This window comes from Enterobacter sichuanensis (genome assembly GCF_009036245.1).
Lineage (GTDB): Bacteria > Pseudomonadota > Gammaproteobacteria > Enterobacterales > Enterobacteriaceae > Enterobacter > Enterobacter sichuanensis.
Window position 1 is genome coordinate 3,433,435 of the sequence record NZ_CP027986.1, and the last position, 22,207, is coordinate 3,455,641.

20 protein-coding genes and 2 pseudogenes are annotated in these 22,207 nt (G+C 53.0%); 11 read left to right on the plus strand and 11 right to left on the minus strand.

Features of this window, described 5'->3' with window-relative positions; genetic code table 11:
* Positions 1 to 22: 22 nt before the first annotated feature.
* The 4 genes from C1N69_RS16515 to C1N69_RS16530 form a co-directional block, all read right to left on the minus strand.
* Positions 23 to 952: a sugar ABC transporter substrate-binding protein gene (locus tag C1N69_RS16515; protein WP_025758918.1), complete on the minus strand. Its 930-nt coding sequence runs from the start codon at positions 950 to 952 to the stop codon at positions 23 to 25.
* A gap of 31 nt (positions 953 to 983) precedes the next feature.
* Positions 984 to 1,970 (minus strand): inositol 2-dehydrogenase, encoded by a 987-nt coding sequence (iolG, locus tag C1N69_RS16520; RefSeq protein ID WP_095452176.1) that lies wholly within the window; start codon positions 1,968 to 1,970, stop codon positions 984 to 986.
* Between the two features lie 301 nt (positions 1,971 to 2,271).
* Positions 2,272 to 4,197 carry a 3D-(3,5/4)-trihydroxycyclohexane-1,2-dione acylhydrolase (decyclizing) gene (gene iolD, locus C1N69_RS16525; protein ID WP_155031554.1) on the minus strand — a complete coding sequence of 642 codons (1,926 nt, stop codon included), beginning with the start codon at positions 4,195 to 4,197 and terminating at the stop codon, positions 2,272 to 2,274.
* 11 nt (positions 4,198 to 4,208) lie between these two features.
* Positions 4,209 to 5,714, minus strand: a complete 1,506-nt coding sequence (locus C1N69_RS16530) for a CoA-acylating methylmalonate-semialdehyde dehydrogenase (RefSeq protein WP_155031555.1) — start codon at positions 5,712 to 5,714, stop codon at positions 4,209 to 4,211.
* Between the two features lie 291 nt (positions 5,715 to 6,005).
* On the opposite strand from C1N69_RS16530, the gene C1N69_RS16535 reads away from it, so the two are divergent.
* Positions 6,006 to 6,839, plus strand: a complete 834-nt coding sequence (locus C1N69_RS16535) for a MurR/RpiR family transcriptional regulator (protein ID WP_155031556.1) — start codon at positions 6,006 to 6,008, stop codon at positions 6,837 to 6,839.
* A 71-nt stretch (positions 6,840 to 6,910) separates the two neighbouring features.
* On the opposite strand, the gene C1N69_RS16540 is transcribed toward C1N69_RS16535, so the two are convergent.
* From C1N69_RS16540 to C1N69_RS16555, 4 genes and pseudogenes are all read right to left on the minus strand, one after another.
* A complete protein-coding gene (locus C1N69_RS16540) occupies positions 6,911 to 7,291 on the minus strand; it encodes a DUF1641 domain-containing protein (RefSeq protein ID WP_155031557.1) in 381 nt (126 codons plus the stop codon).
* Positions 7,291 to 8,487, minus strand: a complete 1,197-nt coding sequence (locus C1N69_RS16545; protein ID WP_155031558.1) for an NAD(P)/FAD-dependent oxidoreductase — start codon at positions 8,485 to 8,487, stop codon at positions 7,291 to 7,293. The genes C1N69_RS16540 and C1N69_RS16545 overlap by 1 nt, the downstream gene beginning before the upstream one ends.
* A gap of 217 nt (positions 8,488 to 8,704) precedes the next feature.
* On the minus strand, positions 8,705 to 9,040 hold the full coding sequence (locus C1N69_RS16550) for a YcgJ family protein (protein WP_310821938.1): 336 nt from the start codon (positions 9,038 to 9,040) through the stop codon (positions 8,705 to 8,707).
* 487 nt (positions 9,041 to 9,527) lie between these two features.
* A pseudogene (locus C1N69_RS16555) lies at positions 9,528 to 9,869 on the minus strand (DUF2000 domain-containing protein).
* 190 nt (positions 9,870 to 10,059) lie between these two features.
* Here C1N69_RS16555 and C1N69_RS16560 point away from each other — a divergent pair.
* The 7 genes and pseudogenes from C1N69_RS16560 to C1N69_RS16590 all read left to right on the plus strand — a co-directional run bounded on the left by C1N69_RS16560 (position 10,060) and on the right by C1N69_RS16590 (position 15,733).
* The gene (locus C1N69_RS16560; RefSeq protein ID WP_155031937.1) at positions 10,060 to 10,497 is read left to right on the plus strand and encodes an Lrp/AsnC family transcriptional regulator; all 438 of its coding nucleotides are present in this window, start codon (positions 10,060 to 10,062) and stop codon (positions 10,495 to 10,497) included.
* 62 nt (positions 10,498 to 10,559) lie between these two features.
* The gene (locus tag C1N69_RS16565) at positions 10,560 to 12,413 is read left to right on the plus strand and encodes an NUDIX domain-containing protein (RefSeq protein ID WP_161599386.1); all 1,854 of its coding nucleotides are present in this window, start codon (positions 10,560 to 10,562) and stop codon (positions 12,411 to 12,413) included.
* Positions 12,406 to 13,137 (plus strand): hypothetical protein, encoded by a 732-nt coding sequence (locus C1N69_RS16570; protein ID WP_155031560.1) that lies wholly within the window; start codon positions 12,406 to 12,408, stop codon positions 13,135 to 13,137. The genes C1N69_RS16565 and C1N69_RS16570 overlap by 8 nt, the downstream gene beginning before the upstream one ends.
* Complete coding sequence (locus tag C1N69_RS16575; protein WP_155031561.1) at positions 13,124 to 13,684, plus strand: dCTP deaminase; 561 nt, start codon at positions 13,124 to 13,126, stop codon at positions 13,682 to 13,684. Before C1N69_RS16570 ends, C1N69_RS16575 begins: the two co-directional genes overlap by 14 nt.
* Positions 13,685 to 13,930: 246 nt before the next feature.
* A pseudogene (locus tag C1N69_RS16580) lies at positions 13,931 to 15,055 on the plus strand (IS3 family transposase).
* Positions 15,056 to 15,164: 109 nt separating this feature from the next.
* Positions 15,165 to 15,353: a GNAT family N-acetyltransferase gene (locus C1N69_RS22980; protein WP_244956330.1), complete on the plus strand. Its 189-nt coding sequence runs from the start codon at positions 15,165 to 15,167 to the stop codon at positions 15,351 to 15,353.
* A gap of 161 nt (positions 15,354 to 15,514) precedes the next feature.
* A complete protein-coding gene (locus C1N69_RS16590) occupies positions 15,515 to 15,733 on the plus strand; it encodes a DUF7661 family protein (protein WP_032648750.1) in 219 nt (72 codons plus the stop codon).
* Positions 15,734 to 15,878: 145 nt separating this feature from the next.
* Here C1N69_RS16590 and guaA read toward each other — a convergent pair whose 3' ends face one another.
* Positions 15,879 to 17,456 (minus strand): glutamine-hydrolyzing GMP synthase, encoded by a 1,578-nt coding sequence (gene guaA / locus C1N69_RS16595; RefSeq protein WP_023294284.1) that lies wholly within the window; start codon positions 17,454 to 17,456, stop codon positions 15,879 to 15,881.
* A 67-nt stretch (positions 17,457 to 17,523) separates the two neighbouring features.
* Positions 17,524 to 18,990 carry an IMP dehydrogenase gene (gene guaB / locus C1N69_RS16600; RefSeq protein WP_047959224.1) on the minus strand — a complete coding sequence of 489 codons (1,467 nt, stop codon included), beginning with the start codon at positions 18,988 to 18,990 and terminating at the stop codon, positions 17,524 to 17,526.
* A 159-nt stretch (positions 18,991 to 19,149) separates the two neighbouring features.
* Here guaB and xseA point away from each other — a divergent pair, with 159 nt between their 5' ends.
* From xseA to C1N69_RS16615, 3 genes are all read left to right on the plus strand, one after another.
* Positions 19,150 to 20,523, plus strand: a complete 1,374-nt coding sequence (gene xseA / locus C1N69_RS16605; protein ID WP_045284582.1) for an exodeoxyribonuclease VII large subunit — start codon at positions 19,150 to 19,152, stop codon at positions 20,521 to 20,523.
* A 72-nt stretch (positions 20,524 to 20,595) separates the two neighbouring features.
* A complete protein-coding gene (locus C1N69_RS16610; protein WP_095452184.1) occupies positions 20,596 to 21,615 on the plus strand; it encodes a M4 family metallopeptidase in 1,020 nt (339 codons plus the stop codon).
* The gene (locus C1N69_RS16615) at positions 21,616 to 21,966 is read left to right on the plus strand and encodes a protealysin inhibitor emfourin (protein ID WP_025757698.1); all 351 of its coding nucleotides are present in this window, start codon (positions 21,616 to 21,618) and stop codon (positions 21,964 to 21,966) included. It begins immediately after the preceding gene.
* Here the strand turns inward: C1N69_RS16615 and C1N69_RS16620 are convergent.
* Positions 21,963 to 22,184 carry a zinc ribbon domain-containing protein gene (locus tag C1N69_RS16620; RefSeq protein ID WP_025757697.1) on the minus strand — a complete coding sequence of 74 codons (222 nt, stop codon included), beginning with the start codon at positions 22,182 to 22,184 and terminating at the stop codon, positions 21,963 to 21,965. The two genes, C1N69_RS16615 and C1N69_RS16620, sit on opposite strands and share 4 nt — an antisense overlap.
* Positions 22,185 to 22,207 lie beyond the last annotated feature (23 nt).

A 22,207-nucleotide genomic window follows, 5' to 3' on the forward strand; every position in this document is an offset into this window, starting at 1 on the left:
GCCAGAGGCGGCTCGGGACATATTAGTTACCGGCCTCACCGATCCGCTCAGCCTGCTGCAGGTTCTCTTTGGTGATCAGCGTCGGCGGGTAGTCGGCCCCGGTGATGGCTTTCTTCTCACGCACGTTGGCCACCAGCTGGCTCATCGCCGTCTGCACCGCGAAGCCCGGACGCTGATCCGCCGTTACCGCCAGCCAGCCGTCGCGCACGCGGGCCAGCGCTTCCGGCACCGCGTCAAAGCCGGTGACCAGAATTTCACCCGGCTTCACGCCCTGGCTCTGCAGGGCTTCAATCGCCCCCAGCGCCATATCGTCATTGGCGGAGAGGATCACCTGCGGGCGTTTCGGCAGCGAAGGCAGGACGCTTTCCACGATGCGCATCCCTTCAGAACGCATCCAGTTGCCGGTCTGATCGGCGACGATCTTGTACTTATCCCCGCCTGCCTTCAGGCTGTCGCGGATCCCTTTGGTGCGTTCAATATTGGAGGAAGAGCCCGGCTGGCCGGTCAGCAGAATGATCTCCGCGCCGTCGGGGAATTTGGTTTTTACAAAATCGCCAATCGCCTGGCCGCCCTTGTAGTTGTTGGCGCCGAAGTGCGGCACTTTTTTCTGGCTGTCGACGGAGCGGTCAAGGGTGACGACCGGCAGCTTCGCATCCTGAATTTCATCCACCGCGCTTGAGACCGCGTTGACGTCATTCGGGGAGACGATAAAGCCCTGCGCCCCGCGGGTGATGGCGTTTTCCAGGTCAGCTACCTGTTTTGGCGAGCTGCCCTGGCCGTCCAGCACCTGAAGCTTCACCCCCATCTCTTTTGCGGCTTTCACCGCCGTGCGCTGCATGTGAACTTCAAACGGCATGGCCAGGTTTGGGGTACTGAAAACAATTTGCTCGTTTTCGGCGAAGGCGGCCCCGGATGTCATGGCGATGAGGGCGGCTACGATCAGTTTTTTCATTATTATGTCTCTCTGTGTAGGGTGGTTGTGTTTAGAGGACGATCTCGCGCTGGCTTCGCAGCGATTCCAGCGCTTTATCCGCGAGGTACAGCGCACGTTCACCATCATCGCCGCTGCAGTCAGGTACCGCTTCGCCGCGCAGGACCGCGACAAAGTGTTCCCATTCCGCGGCGTAAGCGGATTTGTAGCGCTGCAGGAAGAAGTGTTCCGGCAGCGCGCTGGTGCAGCCCTGTTTGCCGTAGTGCTGCACCTGGTTTTCCAGAATGTTGCCCGCGCACAGCAGCCCTTCGGAGCCGTGCAGCTCCAGGCGCTGGTCATAGCCATACGAGGAGCGGCGGCTGTTGACGATGGTCGCCATCGCGCCGGAGGCATATTTCAGAACGATAAACGCGGTATCGATATCTCCCGCCTCGCCAATCGCCGGATCCACCAGGTTGCTGCCCTGGGCATACACCGACACCGGCTCTTCGCCCATGATGAAGCGCGCCATGTCAAAGTCGTGGATGGTCATATCGCGGAACATGCCGCCGGAGACGCGCACGTACTCCGCAGGCGGTGGAGAGGGGTCGCGGGAGATGATGAGCAGTGATTCCGGCTTGCCGATGCGCCCGGCCTGAACCTCGGTTTTCACGCGGCGGAACTGCGGGTCAAAGCGGCGGTTAAAGCCGATGAACAGCGGCACGTCGTACTCCTTGACCACCTTCAGGCAGTCGCGCACGCGGGCAAGGTCGAGGTGTACCGGCTTTTCACAGAAGATGGCCTTGCCGTGGCGGGCGGCCATTTCAATCAGGTCCGCGTGGGTGTCGGTGGCAGAGGCGATCAGCACGGCGTGAACGTTAGGGTCGGTCATCGCCTCAGTCAGGCTCTGCTGGCGGGCCTGATACTGCGTGGCGAGACGGGTGGCAAATTCCTGATTCGGGTCAACCACGGACCAGAGCGTGGTCGCGCTGTGGCTGGCGATGTTAGCTGCATGTACCTGGCCAATTCGGCCAGCGCCCAGTAAAGCAATGTTAAACATAACGGCTCCCGGTGTTGGTGAATGCTGTGAACTAACGACCCTATAAATAAAACATTTATTTCATTTTTATAAATAGTGAAAATTATGTTTTTGAGCGTGGGTTAACACTTTTGAGATGAATGAGATAAATTCTGTTATCAATCTCACAACATGGAAGACGGAGCTGCTCACCCCTCACCCCGGCCTTCTCCCCAAAGGGACGAGGGAGAAAAGACTGCACCAAACCCTAACCCTCTCCCCTTTGGGGAGAGGGTTAGGGTGAGGGGAAAATGAAATGAAAATTTCGTTACGATGGAAAAACTTAATACTGACGGGCTTTTTTCACCTGCACCTGCGTTTGCTCCGCGGCTTCGCGCACCGCTGGTGACGCCGACACCTGCGCATCACCGGTGCGCCACCAGGAGGCGTAATCGTGGGTCATGGTCTTTGGCAGCACCTTGATGTCGAGCAGCGTGGGGCCAGGATGCGCGCGGGACGCCTCCAGCGCCGCCAGCAGGCTTTGCTCATCGTGCACACGCCACGCGCGACAGCCGTAGCTTTCCGCGTTTTGCGCAAAATCGACCTTCACCAGCGGCCCGTCAAGCCGCCCGGTTTCCGGATTGCGATGGCGGTTTTCCGTGCCAAAGCTGCCCATGCCGTGCCCCATCTGCAGGTTGTTGATGCAGCCGAAGCTGGCGTTATCAAACAGCAGAACGGTGATCTTAATGCCCTCCTGCACCGCGGTTTGCAGCTCGGAGTGCAGCATCATGTAGGAGCCATCCCCAACCATGGCGTACACCGGCTGTCCGGGTCGGGCGAGCTTCGCGCCAATGGCTGCCGCAATCTCGTAGCCCATGCAGGAGTAGCCGTACTCCAGATGGTAGGTGTCAGGCGTTTTGACCTGCCAGAGGCGCTGTAAATCTCCCGGCAGCGATCCAGCCGCCCCCACCACGATGGCGTTATCTTCCACATGCTGGTTGATGAGCCCCAGCACCCGCGTCTGGGTCAGGCGAGTGTTGAGCGTCTCGCCGTACTCCGCCAGTTGCGCATCCAGATGCCCTGCCACTTCAGGCGCGTCGTCAGGATGCCACTGGCGATCCCACAGGCGGCGGCACTCGTCGCGCCAGGTGGATTTCGCCTGAACGATCGCCTCTCCCCAGCCGCTGCGGTACTCCCCGAGCGCGTGGGTTAAGGCCTGCAGCCCGGTTTGGGCATCGGCAATCAGCGCGGTGGCGTCCAGCTTCAGGGCATCAAACTCGGCCACGTTCAGCAGCAAAAATTCCACGTCCGGATGGCAAAAGAGCGCCTTGGAGCCGGTGGTAAAGTCCGTCAGGCGCGTGCCGATGCCGATCACCAGGTCGGCCTGCGGGGCGAGCTGGTTGGCCGCCATTCCGCCCGTCACGCCCACACCGCCCAGATTAAGTGGGTGGTCACTTACCAGCGCCCCCTTTCCGGCCTGGGTTTCAGCAAACGGCAGCTGCAGCGTCTCGACAAATTCGCGAAACGCCTCATGCGCGCCGGAATAGCGCACACCGCCGCCGCACACCACCAGCGGCCGACGTTTACGGGCGATCAGCGCCCGCGCCTGCGCCAGACGCTGCGGGTCCGGCGGACGACGCTCGATGTGATGCACGCGACGCGCAAAGAAGCTCAGCGGGTAATCCCAGGCTTCCCCCTGCACGTCCTGCGGCAGGCAAATCGTCACCGCACCGGTATCTGCCGGGTCAGTAAGCGTTCGCATCGCGTTTAGCATCGCGCTCATGAGCTGCTCCGGGCGGTTGATACGGTCCCAGTAGCGAGAGACCGGACGGAAGCAGTCGTTAGTGCTGATGCTGAGATCGTGATACTGCTCAATCTGCTGCAGCACCGGGTCCGGCTGGCGGCTGGCGTAGATGTCTCCTGGCAGCAGCAACAGCGGAATGCGGTTTGCCGTAGCGGTCGCCGCGGCGGTGATCATATTGGCGGCCCCCGGCCCGACGGAGGAGGTGACGGCGAAAATGCGCTGACGACGGTGCTGTCTGGCGAATCCCGTCGCCATGTGGGCGATGCCCTGCTCGTTGCATCCCTGCATCACCTGCAGATGGCCCGGATCCTGCTCCAGCGCCTGGCCGATACCGAGCACGTTGCCGTGTCCAAAGATGGTGGCGACGCCCTCCACGAAGGGCGTTTCATTGCCGTCAACGCTGACGTACTGTTGGTTAAGAAATCTGACCAGCGCCTGGGCCATGGTCATTCGTTCGGTTTGCATAACACCTCCTGTCAGCCCAGCGTCGGCATGGAGAACGCCGCGCCGGTCTCCTGCTGCATTTCCGGCCAGCGCGCGGTGATGGTTTTCATTCGGGTGTAGAAACGCACGCCGTCGTTGCCGTGAACGTTGAGTGCGCCAAAAATCGAGCGCTTCCAGCCGCCGAAGCTGTGGAATGCCATCGGCACCGGGATCGGCACGTTGACGCCCACCATACCCGCCTGCACCTCTTCGCAGAAGCGGCGTGCGCAGCCGCCGTCACGGGTGAAAATGGCCGAGCCATTACCATATTCATGGCGGTTAATCAGATCCACCGCGCTGGCATAATCTGCTACGCGCACCACAGAAAGCACCGGACCAAAAATCTCTTCTTTATAGATGGTCATCTCCGGGGTGACGTTATCGAACAGCGTCGGCCCGACAAAATAGCCCTGCTCGTGGCCCTTCACTCTGAAGCCGCGACCGTCCACGCGAAGCGTCGCCCCCTGCGCTTCCCCGCTGTCGATATAGCCCAGCACTTTGCTGCGGTGCGCGGAGGAGATGAGCGGCCCCATTTCGTTCTCCGGCTTCTGGTCCAGACCCGGCCCAACGCGCAGCGCGGCAATCTGTTTTTCCAGCCGGGCGCAGAGCTCATCGGCGGCTTTATCCCCCACCGCCAGCACCACCGAGAGCGCCATGCAGCGTTCCCCCGCGGCGCCGTAGGCCGCGCCCATAATGGCGTTGGTCGCCATCTCCATGTCGGCATCCGGCATTAAAATGCAGTGGTTTTTCGCCCCGCCCAGCGCCTGACAGCGCTTCCCGTGGGCAGACGCGGTCTGGTAAATGTATTCGGCAATCGGCGTGGAGCCGACAAAGCTAACCGCCTGCACCCGCGGGTCGGTCAGGAGCACGTCGACGGACTCCTTGTCACCCTGCACCACGTTGAACACGCCGTCCGGCAGGCCGGCCTCTTTCAGCAGCTGCGCCAGTGCCAGCGCCAGCGAAGGGTCTTTTTCCGACGGCTTCAGCACGAAGGTGTTGCCTGTCGCCAGGGCAATCGGGAACATCCACATCGGCACCATCGCCGGGAAGTTAAACGGCGTGATCCCGGCGCAGACGCCGAGCGGCTGCATCAGCGAGTGGCTGTCAACGCCGGTACCGACGTTCGCCGAGTGTTCACCCTTTTGCAGATGCGGAATGCCGCAGGCAAATTCGACCACTTCCAGGCCGCGGGTCAGTTCGCCCACCGCATCGGAGAAGACCTTGCCGTGCTCTTCGCTAATGAGGCGGGCCAGGCGCTCCATATTCTCTTCCAGCAGCGCCTTGAAGCGGAACATCACGCGCGCGCGCTTAAGCGGAGCATGGCGCGCCCACGCAGGAAACGCCTGCTGCGCGGCGGCAATCGCCTGCTCCGTTTCCTGTGCCGTACTCATCACCACCTGGCGGATCTGCTCGCCGGTGGCCGGGTTGAAGATCGCCTGAACGCGCTGGCCTGAACCGGTGACACATTCGCCGTGAATAAAATTCGCTACCGTCTCCATCCTTAACCTCTCGCTGTTGATACGTGACTTGACCTGAACACTGTGTACTGAACACTATATATGAAACAAATATTCCATTTTAAGTTGAAATAAAATAAATGATGATTATTGTGATCAAGGATGGATTTTTATGTTAACAGCCAGCATCACTGACGCCGCGTGCGCTATTAAGGGATTTCGGGCGAGGAAATGACTGAAGCTTCTGTTTCATTTTTGCTGCCAGATGGATGGCCGACATTTAAAAGACGCGGTTTTGCGTTTAGAATCATAAGACTGTATTTGGGGGATAACATGACGACAGCAACCAGCCTGAACGAACTGCAGCAGCAAATCCGCGAGCGCTACGATAGCCTGAGCAAGAGGCTGCAGCAGGTCTCCCGCTATGTGCTGGATAACACCAACAGCGTGGCGTTTGACACGGTTGCGGTCATTGCTGAGCGCGCCGATGTGCCGCCATCGACGCTGATCCGCTTTGCCAACGCCTTTGACTTCACCGGCTTCAACGAAATGAAACAGCTGTTTCGCATGAACCTGGTGGAGGAGACCGCCAGCTACAGTGACCGCGCCCGGCTGTTCCGCGAGATGGAGAGCGAGGCCGTGCCGGAAACCCCGCTCGATATCCTGCAGGAGTTCGCCCGTTCAAACGCGCAGGCGCTGCAGCAGCTGGCCGCCCGCGCCGAGCCGGAGATGCTGGAGCGCGCGGTACAGCTGCTGGCCGAGGCCGACACCATCTACATCGCCGGTCTGCGCCGCTCCTTTAGCGTCGCCGCGTATCTGACCTACGCCCTGAGTCACCTCGAATGCCGCCCGATTCTGCTCGACGGCATGGGCGGGATGCTGCGCGAGCAGATCAGCCGCATTAAGGCGCGCGACATTGTGGTGTCGATCAGCTTCTCGCCGTACGCGGAAGAGACGGTGATGGTCAGCGAAACCGCCGCCAGCGTCGGCGCGCGGCAGATTGTGATCACGGACAGCCAGATAAGCCCCCTGGCGACATTCAGCGATCTCTGCTTTGTGGTGAAAGAGGCGCAGGTGGACGCGTTTCGATCTCAGTCGGCGACGCTGTGTCTGGTGCAGTCGCTGGTGGTGGCGCTGGCGTATCGGTTGGGGAGTGGGGAGAAATAGCCCCAGTGCAGTCTGGTGGGCCGGGTAAGGCAAAGCCAATACCCGGCCGCCTGAAGAGCATCAGCCAGACATTAACGACTCCTTATCTCGGGGCAATCAGAATAACTGACGGAAGAGAGGGAATTCAGACGTTGCCCCGTAATCTGTAACACACGCAGCAAAAGCATGATACCGCGGCGGGTATCAGGATCGTTGAGCGCAGTGAACACCTGCCGAAGCGAGATATCCCCTTCCTGGTTAATTTGCTCCCCCCACGCCATGCGCAGCGCGGTTCCCCCTTCCCAACCGACGGTGACCACATCTTCAAAAACGCCAGCCAGTTTTTCGACCATCGCGTTATCGGTCATTTCCAGCAGGTCTGCAACGACGGCGAGCAGATCAACCAGATTATTCAGACGATTGCCTGCCATCAGCGGGGCAAGGCTTTTTAGTAACTGTTCCTGGTCACTCATCAGAACATCCCCCTCACGACACCCCAATACAGTCCGCGGTTAAAGCCGTTTCGCAGCATGCCACCGAGTTTTGTCGCCGGCATGGGGGTAACGTCATTGCGATAGTCATATACCAGCGGCATGCCGGCCCAGAGCCCCATCTGCGCAACGGCCTGGACCCGTCCATCGTAATGGTTACCGCTTCCGGGCGGTCTGCCATACAGCTCCGCCACAATGTTATCCGCGATGATGGGCGCCTGGTTGTGGCACGATCCGCCGGCTTTACTGATCGGCAGGTCAACGGTATCGCCGATCACATACACCCCTTCTAAACCGTAGACGCCCAGCGTCTGGTGATCCGTCGGCAACCAGCCTTCACCGTTCTGAACCTCACTGAGCCCGGTGTTACGCACCGCTTCTACTGCCCTGATGGGCGGCGTGGCCATCAGGATATCGAAGTTCTGTGAATCGCCCTCGGCGGAATAGGCAATTTTGCTGTCAGGATCGACATGGCTTAAGGTAAAACCGCGCTGATGCTGTATTCCTTTGGCAGCAAAAATATCGCCCAGCGCCTCCCCCACCGGACGCTGCAGGAACAGACAGTTTCTCAGCAATTGCGCGACGGTCGGATAGGTATAAACAATCTCAACCTGATTACGTACGCCACGCTGACGCAAATAGTCATCAACCATCAGCGTGGTTTCAATGGGGGCAATGCCGCACTGGTGGGGCACATTCGGCGTTTCCGGGAAAGAGACGGTAATAAATATTCGCCCCTTTTTAATGGTGGAGAGCTTATGCGCTAGCTGTCTTGCCGCCGCATATTGATAAAAATGGTCGCCCGCTTCGGCAAGGCCAGGGATTTTTTGGGGGAAAGGCATGCAGCCGGTTGCGATAACCAGCAGGTCCCAGTCGTAATATTGCTTGCTGGTGCCGTAAAGTCGACGCTGTTTAAAATCGAAAGCTTCAATCTTATCGGTAATGAACTGGATTTCCGGACTCAGTAACTGTCGTTCAGGACGTGCCAGTTCATGGTGGTGGAAAAGGTTAAACGCGACGTACATAAAGGCGGGCTTGTAGTAATGCACCGGCGATTCGGAAATCAGTACCAGCTCTACCTGACCGCTGGCAATTTCACGCCGTAATTTCCTGGCCAGCAGGTTGGCGACAATCGTCCCTCCCGTGCCGCCGCCGACAATCATTATGCGGTTTTTCATTCCTTTATTCGCTCATGGTAGTGAATGGGAATTCACGTAACCAGACCGCTTCACTGTTACGTTCAGCCAAAGGGTAGCAATGGAATAATATTTCGCAATTTAAACCTTAATATAAAATTTAATTTTGTTAATCACACCATCATTTATAATATGCACTACAAAATATAACTTATATCCCTTTAACGCAGTCTCTGGCTGTGCTCTCTTTTCATCACCATTATTCGCCAAAAAGCAGCTTTGTGTACTTTTTAGATACAGCCCCGGAGCGCTGTCCGTTCGCGCCATAATAGCGATCTTCTCGGCACAGTCGTTCCTTCACATCGCAGAAAATGCCGTTGGCAAAGGTGAATTCGGTCAGATCGACATTGCTCGACGTGAACACTTCGTTTGCAGTAGCCTTCTTACCGAGATACGTCTCTGTCAACGCGCGAGATAATCCCTTGTCATTGGCGCATACATATCGGTCGCAGAGAACGCCCGAGACTGGCGACTTGAGCCTGGCGGGGGTCCTGGCCTGGACGGACATGGCGGACACGGCCAGCAGCGCGGCCACAGAGTATGCGAGTATTGACTTGTTCAAGATGATAATCTCCGATGGTTAATGAGTGCCAGCTTTGCACCGGGCGCGGTGGAAGCATCATGAGGGTGAAAAAACCTGCATGGTTCTGAGTTTCAGCATGAAAGGCCCCGTTTAGCTTTTTGGTGACCTAACAGTTGTCGCAAGTTCGGCTCGGAGGCAATTGTAAGGGCCCTATCCAGGTGAGTCATGCGATTTTAGAGACCCGAACTACTATGCTCTACACGGAGTGGGCTTGTGGGGCGGGTTAAGTCTGGTGTGAGCGAGGAGCGGACATTTACTTAACTAGATGGCAAGAGACTTCATACTGCAGCTCATCCATCATGGTTGATTTGAAACGGCAGATTATTCAAGCAGCGAAGATCGAAACTTATATGAAACATGATGAAAATGATAAATTAACGCGCATTGCACGTGATATCGCAACAAACCCTCAACGATACAACTTCGAATTCCCGATCATCTAGTCGATCTTCTTCTTCGGCCCAACCAAACCCATTGTCACCAACTCAATATGTTCGCTCTACGTGCTGGCTATGCGTTTGCCATATTCCGCGTATGTTTCGCATGATTGTGCCAACGCGTCAAAAGGCATGGCGAAAATCTCGCTATCCGCGCTGCTCACCTGCGGCAACTCGCGCAGATAATAGCCTTCCGTCAATAACACCAGTAGCGGTGCAACAATCACGCCAGGATAATTCACTCCATCTGCGCGCCATTGATCCGCTCCGACTAAATTCCCCATAAACTTTCCAAAACTTATGCCGATAACACTTGCAGCATACATTTCTAATCCGGCGGGCAACTGTTAATCGATCACGATAGTGCAGCGATGCGTGTTTGCGGCGAATTCAATTGGTTTCTCACTTAAGCGGTTAAGATGCAAATAGTATGCGCCAGTGCGCGAGAAAGGTGCTTGCGTAATGTCTTGTAAAACGCGTTTTTTAGGGATAAATCACTCAATAATCGCCAATAAAAGAAAAGATCTTCCTCTAATGAGCTTAAGCAAGAGAGATATTAAAATCCACCAGCAGTTGCAGGAGGACACGCGCATCACCAATCAACATCTAGCCGATGAAATTGGCCTCTCCGCATCGCCGACCTTACGCAAAGTCCACAAACTGGAAGAGGACGATATGATCCAAGGTAACCGCGCCGTGATTAATCTAAAAAAGATTGGCCTTAATGTGATGGTATGTGTGCGCGTCACCATTGATAGCCAGAGCGAAGCCGAAGCGGGCAAATTCGAACAAGAAGTCATGGTGCTAGATAATGTGGTTTCCTGCTACAGCATCGCTGGCGATGCGGATTTCTTATTACAAGTGGTTGCCGGAGATACGGGGGCTTATGTGGATTTCGTGATGTCGGTGATTCGCAGATTGCCCAAGATTAAAGAAATGCATAGTATATTAATGATGAAGGCGATAAAGTAAGTTGCAATTTAGCCTTTTTATGAAAAATTGGTTATTATAATTCTATCATGAAGGAAAATAGTGTGTTGAGCAACAGAATTAGACTTGTTATCCAAATTGTAATATTCATTCTTATGATGTTTTTCCTGTTCATCAAACTAAACGAAGGAGATTTTGTAAATGCACAAGTAGCAGTGGCCGTTGCGGCAATGGCTTATCTTTGGGCATATCCTGAGCACCTTGATTATCTGTTTTATTTTTCTTCTCGCGCTAGCTTTAATAGAAAGATTAGTGCTTCTTTTAAAGCTTATAAAGAGAAGAAAGATTTTCAAGATTTATTTATTCAATTGAATATTGCAGCTAAAAAATATTTCAACAAGGTTGGTTTAACTAGACGTTTCATTGAGATATCGTCACCTATTGAGTGCGCTGCATTACTCTTAGCTATGCAAGGTCAGAAAAATCCATTCATAATACAACCAAATCTTACCGTATCTGATTTTAGAAATATATCATATAAAGCAGCGCAATATAATTTGTATAGGTCTGCTCTATTGTCTAGTTCATTAAGTAATTTGAATTATAACGTTAATGATGATTTATCAAAGATTGATGATGCAACTTATCAAGTTGCAGATGATCTTAAAAAACACTCTGACGAAAATTTTTATAGAGCGCTACAGACTACTGAAAACGATGAAATGATTGTTTTTAGTACAACATCCCAGGTGTCATTTGACATAATTAATTTGCTTAGGAATAATAAAAAAAACATTGAAAAGATTTCATTTTTTATATGTAGCCCTTTTGTTAAAACGGATTCAGCAATTTCGAATATGCTCACGGAGTACAGAAATCCTTTGTTTGCCACGCCTGTAGGTCAATTTATTCTCAACTCTGACGGAGAGGTCAATGAGAAATTAGATGTCATTAGGCGTGTTATGAAAATAATTAGTTCGATTAGTAGTCTTGTTGAATTATCGCGGTCTGAGGGAGTTGAAGTAAATGTTCATATTTTCAGGGATTTTTATCCTGGCGTAAAGATAAAGGTCCTTAAAAACAAAAAATTTATGCAAATTCAGCCTGGGAATTTAACCTATGCAAATAATCTATATAGGTTTGGCGTTGAGGTTGCATCATCGTCATTATTTGATGAGGTAATGCAATCAATCAATACTTACACATCATTAAATGAAAAAGTACAAAGACTTAGTTTGGATGAAAGTGAATTTGTTTATTTTAAAAACAAAGCCCTATCTGAATTAAGTCTTTGGTTGTTGGAACAAAAGGTTTTACCTGAAGAATTACTAGCCAACAAGAATAGATTAATGACTAGCATTGGTGACGCTCAGTCATCTAAATGGATAGATTCAATTATTGAATCTATTTATTATTCTCGAAATTGCTCTAAGATTCCCTTAAACAAAACAGTAAAAGATAGCGTTGAATCTTTTTCAGCTCACTATGATAGTAGCAATACCGCAGGCATATATATAGGTTCTAATGAATACAAGAATCAGTATCACATTACAGTAGCTGCAATGTTCATTAATGAAGATAAGATTCTACTAATAAAGAAGTCTGATTCAGCGTATAATAAAAGATTTAGTATTGTAGCTGGCCATCTTGAAAATGGTGAAAGCCCTAATTTTGCTATCGTAAGAGAAGTTAAGGAAGAGTTAGGTATAGATTTTTGTAATTATGAATATCTAAAAAAAGAATGTGGCGTAGAAGATCGGTGTAGACATGGTTTGGCGCTACATGACTGGTACATTTATTTATCAAGAGAGCCTATTGATATTGAAAGTTTGAAATTCGACAGAACAGAAATTGAATCTCTGGAATGGATTTCCTTAAGTGAAATTGAAAGCTTGAAAGATAATTTGACTGAAGGTGCTTATTTGATATTTAAACGATTGGGGTATGTCCATGAATAAAATTATCATAAGGCTACCAGGTGGTGGACGGATAAAAGATAAGCATCAAGCTCAAGATGTGTCTTGGTGGAGTTATAGGAGTTTTCATATAGAGCCCGATTTTTATTTAGGTATTTCTAATGTTATAAAATCGAATCCGGAATGCACATTTTATATAGTTTCAGGTGGTGTTGGTGCATTTATGTATACCAACTTATCTAAAGTTCTTAACAAGAATGGCAAGATAACGTCAGCTATCGGTTGTGATATTGTAAGTACTCTTCATAAAATTATTATCAACAATTTAGTTGAAAATGATGTGAACGTTTGTCCATCAGAGATCGATTTGGAAAACTTAAAGGATTTTAATAAAGATGAGTATGCATGCTATTTTATTAGACCAAATCCTAACATTCTCTCCACTGATAGCCTTGCCGCCAGCGTAGCGCCAATAGTCGATGCCGATCTCATTCTCTTCATAAAGGAAGGTGCACCCACATATCATGTGGGGTTTGACGCCCCTACAAAAATAACTGAATGGAGCATTGAAAATATTAGGAAGAAGTCTGTAAGTGTTTCAGGCAACTATTTACTGGACTCTGAAGCTTTAGATATTTTAGGAATGGAGATGTTGAAGTCATTAATTATTCCTCCAGAACTATTGTCTGATTTTTCATATAATAAACCGCATTATGGGTTTGGAAGTAAAGATAACTACACGGAGCTTAAATATGATCTACTCTAATGTTGACATTATTACAAAGATTAATTCTGGCTCTATATTTATTGCTAACCATTCTGATGAATGCATGAGGCCATCTAGCTATTTGCTTAGAATTGATAAAAAAGTCTTCCGGATGAAAAAAAGTGAGTCATTCATAGATACTAAATACACAGATACTTCAGTGTTTTTTGATGAGATTGACTTAAACGATAATGGGTTAATAATTCATCCCGGGGAGTTTATATTAGCATCCTCAGTCGAAATGATATCATTGGATCATACAGTTTGTGCCGAACTTTACCAACTATCTTGCTATGCTCGTATAGGTCTTGGAGTTAACTTTAGCTCATGTCATGTTGCGGCATCTTTTGGTGAAAATGAACCATCATCAATTACTTTTGAAATAATTAATAACTCTTGCAACTCAATAAAAATATATCCAGGTGTCAAATTTTGTCATTTAAGATTTCATGATCATGTCACACCAGCTACTAAAACTTATAATGGGATATATTCAGAGAAGAAGGAAGCGATGCCTGCTAATTTCGCCTTGAAGCCTGCTAGATAGTTTTTGGAGTCATAAGTAGGGCTGTTTATAATATTAAATAAACAGGCCTACTTATTTTAGTTCAAATAATTATATTATTGTCCCTAGCCAAATTCCTAAATGACATCTCCCGCCTCGTAATTCCTTAACTAAAACTAGGCGTTTCCCGCGCAATACGTAGATACTCATGTAAGTATTCCTGCAAAACGAACCATTCACTTTTAGAGATCTTCCGACATACTGATTATGTCCCCTGAGGAGATCGCTATGCGTAAGTTCCGATTCACTGAATACCAGATATCACCGTTCTGAAGTCCGTCGAAGCCGGGCGAACCGTAAAGGATGTCCGCCGTGAGGCCGCTATATCTGAAGGCCGCTATATCTGAAGCCAGCTACTTTAACTGAAAGGCGAAATATGGCGGGATGGAAGCCGCTGATATCAAAAAGATAAAAGACCTTGAAGACCAGAATCGTCGCTTGAAGCAGATGTTTGCCGACCCGAGCTTGGAATCCCGGGCGTTGAAAGACGTCATCGAAAAAAAGCTTTATAACCAGCGATAAGCGTGAGCTCGTCAGCTATCTGCCCGCGCATTTTACGATCAGCATACGCTAGGCATGCAGGACATTATCGCTGAGCAGGACGGTGTTTCGTTATCAACCGGACACGCGACGTGGTGAACCAGTGATCGAGAGGCTGGCTGAGACGGCTGAACGCTTTCCCCGCTACGGCATCAAGAAGCTTTTTCAGGTGCCTCGCAGGCAGGGTAACAGCTGCAACCACAAGCATGTTCACCGGATTTACTGTCTGCTGAAACTGGATTTTCGTCTTAAGGATAAACAACGCCTGCCAGTGTGCAACCCGGCCCGCTGGCAACACCGGATGCATTAAACCAGAGCTGGTCGACCGATTTTATACACAACGGGCTGGTCTACGGCAGATGCTTCCGTACCTTCAATGTGGTGGATGATTTTAACCGTGAAGCACTGGCGATAGAAATCGACCTGAATATCCCGGCTCAGCGAGTCATCCGGGTGCTGGACAGGATCGTTGCAAACCGCGGCTATCTGCTGAAAATACGGATGGACAACGGACCAGAACTGGTCTCGCTGGCGCTAGCACAATGGGCTGAAGAACATGGCGTACAGCTCGAATTTATCAAGCCGGGTAAGCCGACACAAAATGCTTTTATCGAACGTTTAAACAGGACATACCGGATAGAAATTCTGGATTTTCACCTGTTCATAACACTGAATGAAGCACGGGAAATTACCGAGCGCTGGGTGATGGAATATAACAACGAGCGGCCTCATGAATCCCTGAACAATCTGACGCCGGAAGAGTACTGGCTGATGGCTGAAAAACCGGAAATTTCAAAAAGTGTGTGGAACTAAAACAGGTGTGCTTACATTTCCACCCTGTGTCAATAGTATCCATGCCGGAGAAAACCTGTGCCCGTATGTCGATGAGCCCTACCATGGTAAAGGATTCGCACAAGCACTGATGCATAAGTGCTTTGCTGAATTTGAGGCAAAGGGATCGGATCCTGTCTGGTTAGGTGTCTGGGAATATAACCCAAGGGCAATCTCTTTTTACCTTAAGCTTGGGTTTACCGAGGTGGATGAGCATATCTTTCTGATTGGATCAAATCCGCAGATGGATATCATTATGAAACGCTCAACTTGGGTTTGACGTCCGCTTTTGGCACTAAGCTGACAAACTGACTGAGCTGAAGGTCCGCTATGAGCGAAAAGCCGACGCTGACCTTTCATATTTGTACGATTCACTCTCTGACTTAATCTGACGTATGTATCATAGATACAGGAACTCACTAGCATGATCGGAGATTGCATATGCTGATATATAACGTTTTTGGACGGCATATTGGCGTTCAACGTAAGCATGATCGGTGGCTGGTATTTCGTGCTGACCTGACGGAGAGAAAGTTTTCTCGACTCTATGACATCGCTATTCCAGACGATATGACTGAAGGCGAGATTGCCGGCTGGCTGGGTGACATTTTCCATGAAGCCGCAACCGATCGTCATCCAAATGTGGAACGCATCGAATAAGGATTTAATGAATAGCCTTACATTGTGCCCGCTCCTGGCACTAACCTGACATGGTGTTGCCAGCCATGGCCCAAAAAAAGCCCGCAATCCGCGGGCTTAGAGATAATTTAGAACCTGTTAGTACCAGACGTTTCCGGTTGGGAAATCATTCCCACTCAATCGTAGCCGGTGGCTTACCGCTGATGTCATACACCACGCGGGAAATGCCGTTCACTTCGTTGATGATGCGGTTAGACACACGGCCCAGGAAGTCATATGGCAGGTGCGCCCAGTGCGCGGTCATGAAGTCGATGGTTTCCACCGCACGCAGGGAAACAACCCAGTCGTACTTACGGCCATCGCCCATTACGCCGACGGAGCGAACCGGCAGGAACACAGTGAACGCCTGGCTCACTTTGTTGTACAGGTCAGCTTTGTGCAGCTCTTCGATGAAGATCGCGTCCGCGCGACGCAGCAGGTCGCAGTACTCTTTCTTCACTTCGCCCAGCACGCGCACGCCAAGACCCGGGCCCGGGAACGGGTGACGGTAGAGCATGTCGTACGGCAGACCCAGTTCCAGACCGATCTTACGCACTTCGTCTTTGAACAGCTCGCGCAGCGGCTCAACCAGACCCATTTTCATCTCTTTCGGCAGGCCGCCCACGTTGTGGTGAGATTTGATGACGTGTGCTTTACCGGTAGCGGAGGCGGCAGATTCAATCACGTCAGGGTAGATGGTACCCTGCGCCAGCCACTTCACGTCGTCCAGCTTCAGCGCTTCTTCGTCGAACACTTCCACGAAGACGCGGCCGATGATCTTGCGCTTGGCTTCCGGATCGTTCTCGCCTTTCAGCGCGTCCAGGAAGCGCTGCTCGCCTTCCACGTGAACGATGTTCAGACCAAAGTGGTCGCCGAACATGTCCATCACCTGCTTAGCTTCGTTCAGACGCAGCAGGCCGTTGTCCACGAAAACGCAGGTCAGGTTTTTGCCGATGGCGCGGTGCAGCAGCATCGCGGTCACGGAGGAGTCCACGCCGCCGGAGAGGCCGAGGATCACTTTGTCATCGCCAACCTGCTGGCGGATACGCTCAACGGCGTCGTCGATGATTTTAGCCGGGGTCCACAAGGCTTCACACTGGCAGATGTCACGCACGAAGCGCTCCAGCATGCGCATACCCTGACGGGTGTGGGTCACTTCCGGGTGGAACTGCACGCCGTAGAAGCGTTTTTCTTCGTTTGCCATGATGGCGAACGGGCAGCTTTCGGTGCTGGCAACTGTCACGAAGTCAGACGGGATGGCGGTGACTTTGTCGCCGTGGCTCATCCAGACGTCCAGCAGCGGCTTGCCGTCTGCGGTCAGGGAGTCTTCGATACCGCGCACCAGCGCGCTGTCGGTTACCACTTCTACCTGCGCATAGCCGAACTCACGCTCGTTAGAACCTTCTACGTGGCCGCCCAGCTGCATTGCCATGGTCTGCATGCCGTAGCAGACGCCGAATACCGGCACGCCAGCTTCGAACACGTACTGCGGCGCGCGCGGGCTGTTCTCTTCGGTGGTGCTTTCCGGGCCGCCGGACAGGATGATGCCGCTTGGATTGAATTCGCGAATCTGTGCTTCCGTGACATCCCACGCCCACAGTTCACAGTAAACGCCCAGTTCACGTACGCGACGCGCCACCAGCTGAGTGTACTGAGAACCGAAGTCCAGGATGAGAATGCGATGTTTATGAATGTTTTCCGTCATTGACGCTAATTCCGAGGCAAGTGAAACAAAAACAGAGCGCCCGGCAGAAGCCGGGCGCGGAAACTTATCAGGAGCCCAGACGGTAGTTCGGGGACTCTTTGGTGATCGTCACGTCGTGAACGTGGCTCTCCTGGATACCCGCACCGCTGATGCGTACGAATTCCGCTTTAGTACGCAGCTCGTCAATGGTACCACAGCCGGTCAGGCCCATACAGGAGCGCAGGCCGCCCATCTGCTGGTGAATGATCTCTTTCAGACGGCCTTTATACGCTACGCGACCTTCAATACCTTCCGGCACCAGTTTGTCTGCGGCGTTATCGGTCTGGAAGTAACGGTCAGAGGATCCTTTGGACATCGCGCCCAGGGAGCCCATACCGCGGTAAGATTTGTAAGAACGGCCCTGGTAGAGTTCGATTTCGCCCGGGGATTCTTCGGTACCGGCCAGCATAGAGCCCACCATCACGGCGGAAGCACCCGCGGCGATGGCTTTCGCGATGTCGCCAGAGAAGCGGATACCGCCATCAGCGATAACCGGAATACCGGTGCCTTCCAGCGCTTCCACCGCGTCAGACACGGCGGTGATCTGTGGAACGCCCACGCCGGTCACGATACGGGTGGTACAGATAGAACCAGGGCCGATACCTACTTTCACCGCGCTGCAGCCAGCTTCAGCCAGCGCGCGAGCGCCTGCGCCCGTTGCCACGTTACCGCCGATGATCTGCAGATCAGGGTATTTAGCACGGGTATCACGAATACGCTGCAGCACGCCTTCGGAGTGGCCGTGCGAGGAGTCAATCAGCAGCACGTCAACGCCTGCGGCAACCAGCGCGTCAACGCGCTCTTCGTTACCTGCACCGGCGCCAACCGCAGCCCCGACGCGCAGACGGCCATGTTCGTCTTTACAGGCGTTAGGTTTACGTTCTGCTTTCTGGAAGTCTTTAACGGTGATCATGCCGCGCAGGTGGAAGTTCGCATCCACAACCAGCGCTTTCTCAACGCGTTTTTCATGCATTTTTGCGAAGACCACGTCACGGGCTTCACCTTCGCGTACGGTGACCAGACGCTCTTTCGGCGTCATGTACACGCTGACAGGCTGGTTCAGGTCAGTCACGAAACGCACGTCACGACCGGTGATGATGCCCACCAGCTCGTTCGCTTCGGTCACAACCGGGTAACCGGCGAAACCGTTACGTTCGGTCAGGGCTTTCACTTCGTGCAGGGTGGTGGTCGGCAGTACGGTCTGCGGGTCAGACACGATACCGGATTCATGTTTCTTCACGCGGCGAACTTCTTCCGCCTGACGCTCGATAGACATGTTTTTGTGAATAAAGCCGATGCCACCTTCCTGTGCCAGGGCAATAGCCAGGCGCGCTTCAGTCACGGTGTCCATTGCCGCAGAGAGCATAGGAATGTTCAGACGAATGGTTTTCGTCAACTGCGTGCTGAGATCGGCAGTATTCGGCAGAACGGTGGAGTGAGCGGGAACGAGGAGGACGTCGTCAAACGTCAGTGCTTCTTTAGCGATACGTAGCATGGGCAATATCTCTGACCTGGGTGGTTAAATATTGCCGTGGCATTATACAGAGCGTAACCGATTGCATCCACACTTTTTTATAAAAAAACCTTGCACTCCCCTCTCAGCAGGTTACTATCGACTGAATAACTTGCTGATTTAGAATTTGATCCCGCTCACATGTTATCCTCGCAATCCCCCTCAATTTTTACTGTCAGCCGCCTGAATCAGACGGTGCGTTTGCTGCTTGAGCAGGAAATGGGGCAGGTCTGGATCAGCGGTGAAATCTCTAACTTCACGCAGCCCTCCTCCGGCCACTGGTACTTTACGCTAAAAGACGATACCGCCCAGGTGCGCTGCGCGATGTTTCGCAACAGCAACCGCCGCGTCACGTTTCGTCCTCAGCACGGCCAGCAGGTGCTGGTACGCGCCAATATCACCCTGTATGAACCGCGCGGTGATTATCAGATTATCGTCGAGAGCATGCAGCCTGCGGGCGAAGGTCTGCTGCAGCAGAAGTATGAACAGTTAAAAGCGAAACTGACGGCAGAGGGTCTGTTCGACCAGCAGTTCAAAAAGCCCCTGCCCTCACCGGCTCACTGCGTGGGGGTTATCACCTCAAAAACCGGTGCGGCACTGCACGATATTTTGCACGTGCTCAAGCGTCGCGACCCTTCCCTGCCCGTCATCATTTACCCGACCGCCGTTCAGGGTGACGATGCGCCGGGCCAGATTGTGCGCGCCATTGAACTGGCGAACGCCCGTCAGGAGTGCGACGTCTTAATCGTCGGACGCGGCGGCGGCTCGCTGGAAGACCTGTGGAGCTTTAACGACGAGCGCGTGGCGCGGGCGATTTTTGCCAGCCAGATCCCTGTTGTAAGCGCAGTCGGCCACGAAACCGACGTCACGATCGCCGATTTTGTCGCGGATTTACGTGCGCCTACGCCATCCGCGGCGGCGGAAGTGGTGAGCCGCAACCAGCTGGAGCTGCTGCGTCAGCTTCAGAACGGCCAGCAGCGTCTGGAGATGGCGATGGACTACTTCCTCGCCAACCGTACCCGTCGCTTTACCCAGCTTCATCACCGTCTTCAGCAGCAACATCCGCAGCTGCGTCTGGCGCGTCAGCAAACCGTACTGGAGCGCCTGCGCCAGCGCATGAACTTCGCGCTGGATAGTCAGCTTAAGCGCGCGGTCTCGCGCCAGCAGCGCGTGACGCAGCGCCTTAATCAGCAGAACCCGCAGCCGAAAATTTATCGTGCGCAAACGCGGATTCAACAGCTGGAGTATCGTCTGGCGGAGACTGTTCGCGCGCGTCTGAGCACCACCCGCGAACGTTTCGGCAATGCGGTGACCCATCTTGAAGCGGTCAGCCCCCTCTCCACGCTGGCGCGCGGCTACAGCGTGACGACGGCGACGGACGGCAAAGTGCTGAAGCAAACCAAACAGGTGAGCGCCGGTGATGTGCTGACCACCCGCCTGTCGGACGGCTGGGTCGAAAGCGAAGTCAAATCAATTAAACCGGCGAAAAAACCGCGTCAGCGAAAAACCGGATAATTCTTCGCCGGTTAGAAACTATACTGCTGCTATTCCCTTTTATTCGGCCTTGCCAGAACTAAGGAGAGCAGCATGTCCCATCTTTACAGTGTCATTCCTCCCTATATTCTTCGTCGCATTATCGAAAGCGGTTCCGAGCCGCAGCAGCGCTGTGCCCGCCAGACCCTGACCCATGTCCAGACGCTGATGGCGCACATGCCCGGCAAACCTGCCGCGCCGCACGTAAGCAAAGCCGGACAGCTGGAGCGTGATATCTACGATGCGAAGCAGACCCAGGAGCTACCGGGTACGCAGGTGCGTTATGAAGGTCAGCCTTCGAACGGCGATGTGGCGGTCGATGAAGCCTACGATTATCTGGGTATCACCCATGATTTCTTCTGGAAAGAATATCAGCGTAATTCGCTCGATAATAAAGGGCTTATTTTAACCGGCACCGTGCATTACGGCCGGGAATATCAGAACGCCTTCTGGAACGGCCAGCAGATGGTCTTTGGCGACGGGGACGGGGAAATCTTTAACCGCTTTACCATCGCCATTGACGTAGTAGCGCACGAGCTGAGCCACGGCGTCACCGAGACCGAAGCCGGGCTTATCTATTTTGAACAGTCGGGTGCGCTGAACGAGTCGCTGTCAGATGTGTTTGGTTCGCTGGTTAAACAGTACCATCTGAAGCAAACTGCCGATAAAGCAGACTGGCTGATTGGCGAAGGACTGCTGGCAAAAGGTATCAACGGCAAAGGGCTGCGCTCGATGTCTGAACCGGGCACCGCCTACGACGATCCGCTGCTCGGCAAAGACCCGCAGCCCGCTCACATGAAAGATTTCATCAAAACGCGTGAGGATAACGGCGGCGTGCACCTGAACTCCGGCATCCCCAACCGGGCGTTTTACCTGGCCGCGACGGCGATCGGCGGCTACGCCTGGGAAAAAGCGGGTTATGCCTGGTACGACACAGTTTGCGATCGCAATCTGGCGCAGGATGCGGATTTTGAGGCCTTCGCAAAACTGACGATAGCGCACGGAGAGAAACGCTCCGGTAGCGATGTTGGGGCGGCCATAAAACAAGCCTGGGAACAGGTGGGAGTGCTGTAAATGCAGGTTCCGGAACTGACGGATGACGCCGTGGTTGAGCTGGCCCGGGAAGGCGGCGTCGCTTTTATTCCTAAGCTGAGCGGCCAGCGTACCATCGCGCTTTCGTCCCTCAACGAGGCCCAGCGCCAGCGTCTGGTGAGCATCCTTGAGCAGGCCTTTCCGCGCGGCCAGCCGCCTGGACAAGCCTCGTCACCCGGCAGCGGTGACCAGCGCTATTTCCGCATCCAGATTATCTGGACCGGGCAAAATCAGGCGCACTACACCGATATCATCGTGCTGGTGCCGGAGCAGGAAGCGCCCGAGTCGCTGGTCGAGCTGTGGAAGAAAGGCGAAGGCTGCGTGTGTGATTAACCTTCGGCCCGAACAAACTCCACGCGTTTTTTAGAGATAAGACCGTGGCCGTTCTGGCAGAAATAGTCCACCGCCCCGCAGGCTTTTAAGACCTGGAGTGGCTGATGGCACTCCGGGCAGCGGGCTTCGAGCGCAATATCCTTATCACAGCTCGCGCAGTGCGCTACCCCATTCTGCGGCTCAAGCGGTGCCTGGCAATCCGGGCAGGTAATCGTCATGGTGACTCCTTCAAAGCGTTGAG

Bases quoted from the DNA above. Each gene is read 5' to 3' on its own strand.
- iolD (WP_155031554.1), bottom strand. From the start codon at position 4,197: ATGCAAACCGAACGAATGACCATGGCCCAGGCGCTGGTCAGATTTCTT.
- C1N69_RS16545 (WP_155031558.1), bottom strand. From the start codon at position 8,487: ATGAAAAACCGCATAATGATTGTCGGCGGCGGCACGGGAGGGACGATT.
- xseA (WP_045284582.1), top strand. From the start codon at position 19,150: ATGTTATCCTCGCAATCCCCCTCAATTTTTACTGTCAGCCGCCTGAAT.
- C1N69_RS16515 (WP_025758918.1), bottom strand. From the start codon at position 952: ATGAAAAAACTGATCGTAGCCGCCCTCATCGCCATGACATCCGGGGCC.
- C1N69_RS16560 (WP_155031937.1), top strand. From the start codon at position 10,060: ATGAGCTTAAGCAAGAGAGATATTAAAATCCACCAGCAGTTGCAGGAG.
- C1N69_RS16575 (WP_155031561.1), top strand. From the start codon at position 13,124: ATGATCTACTCTAATGTTGACATTATTACAAAGATTAATTCTGGCTCT.
- C1N69_RS22980 (WP_244956330.1), top strand. From the start codon at position 15,165: ATGCATAAGTGCTTTGCTGAATTTGAGGCAAAGGGATCGGATCCTGTC.
- C1N69_RS16615 (WP_025757698.1), top strand. From the start codon at position 21,616: ATGCAGGTTCCGGAACTGACGGATGACGCCGTGGTTGAGCTGGCCCGG.
- C1N69_RS16570 (WP_155031560.1), top strand. From the start codon at position 12,406: ATGAATAAAATTATCATAAGGCTACCAGGTGGTGGACGGATAAAAGAT.
- C1N69_RS16610 (WP_095452184.1), top strand. From the start codon at position 20,596: ATGTCCCATCTTTACAGTGTCATTCCTCCCTATATTCTTCGTCGCATT.
- iolG (WP_095452176.1), bottom strand. From the start codon at position 1,970: ATGTTTAACATTGCTTTACTGGGCGCTGGCCGAATTGGCCAGGTACAT.
- C1N69_RS16590 (WP_032648750.1), top strand. From the start codon at position 15,515: ATGCTGATATATAACGTTTTTGGACGGCATATTGGCGTTCAACGTAAG.
- C1N69_RS16535 (WP_155031556.1), top strand. From the start codon at position 6,006: ATGACGACAGCAACCAGCCTGAACGAACTGCAGCAGCAAATCCGCGAG.
- guaA (WP_023294284.1), bottom strand. From the start codon at position 17,456: ATGACGGAAAACATTCATAAACATCGCATTCTCATCCTGGACTTCGGT.
- guaB (WP_047959224.1), bottom strand. From the start codon at position 18,990: ATGCTACGTATCGCTAAAGAAGCACTGACGTTTGACGACGTCCTCCTC.
- C1N69_RS16620 (WP_025757697.1), bottom strand. From the start codon at position 22,184: ATGACGATTACCTGCCCGGATTGCCAGGCACCGCTTGAGCCGCAGAAT.
- C1N69_RS16530 (WP_155031555.1), bottom strand. From the start codon at position 5,714: ATGGAGACGGTAGCGAATTTTATTCACGGCGAATGTGTCACCGGTTCA.
- C1N69_RS16540 (WP_155031557.1), bottom strand. From the start codon at position 7,291: ATGAGTGACCAGGAACAGTTACTAAAAAGCCTTGCCCCGCTGATGGCA.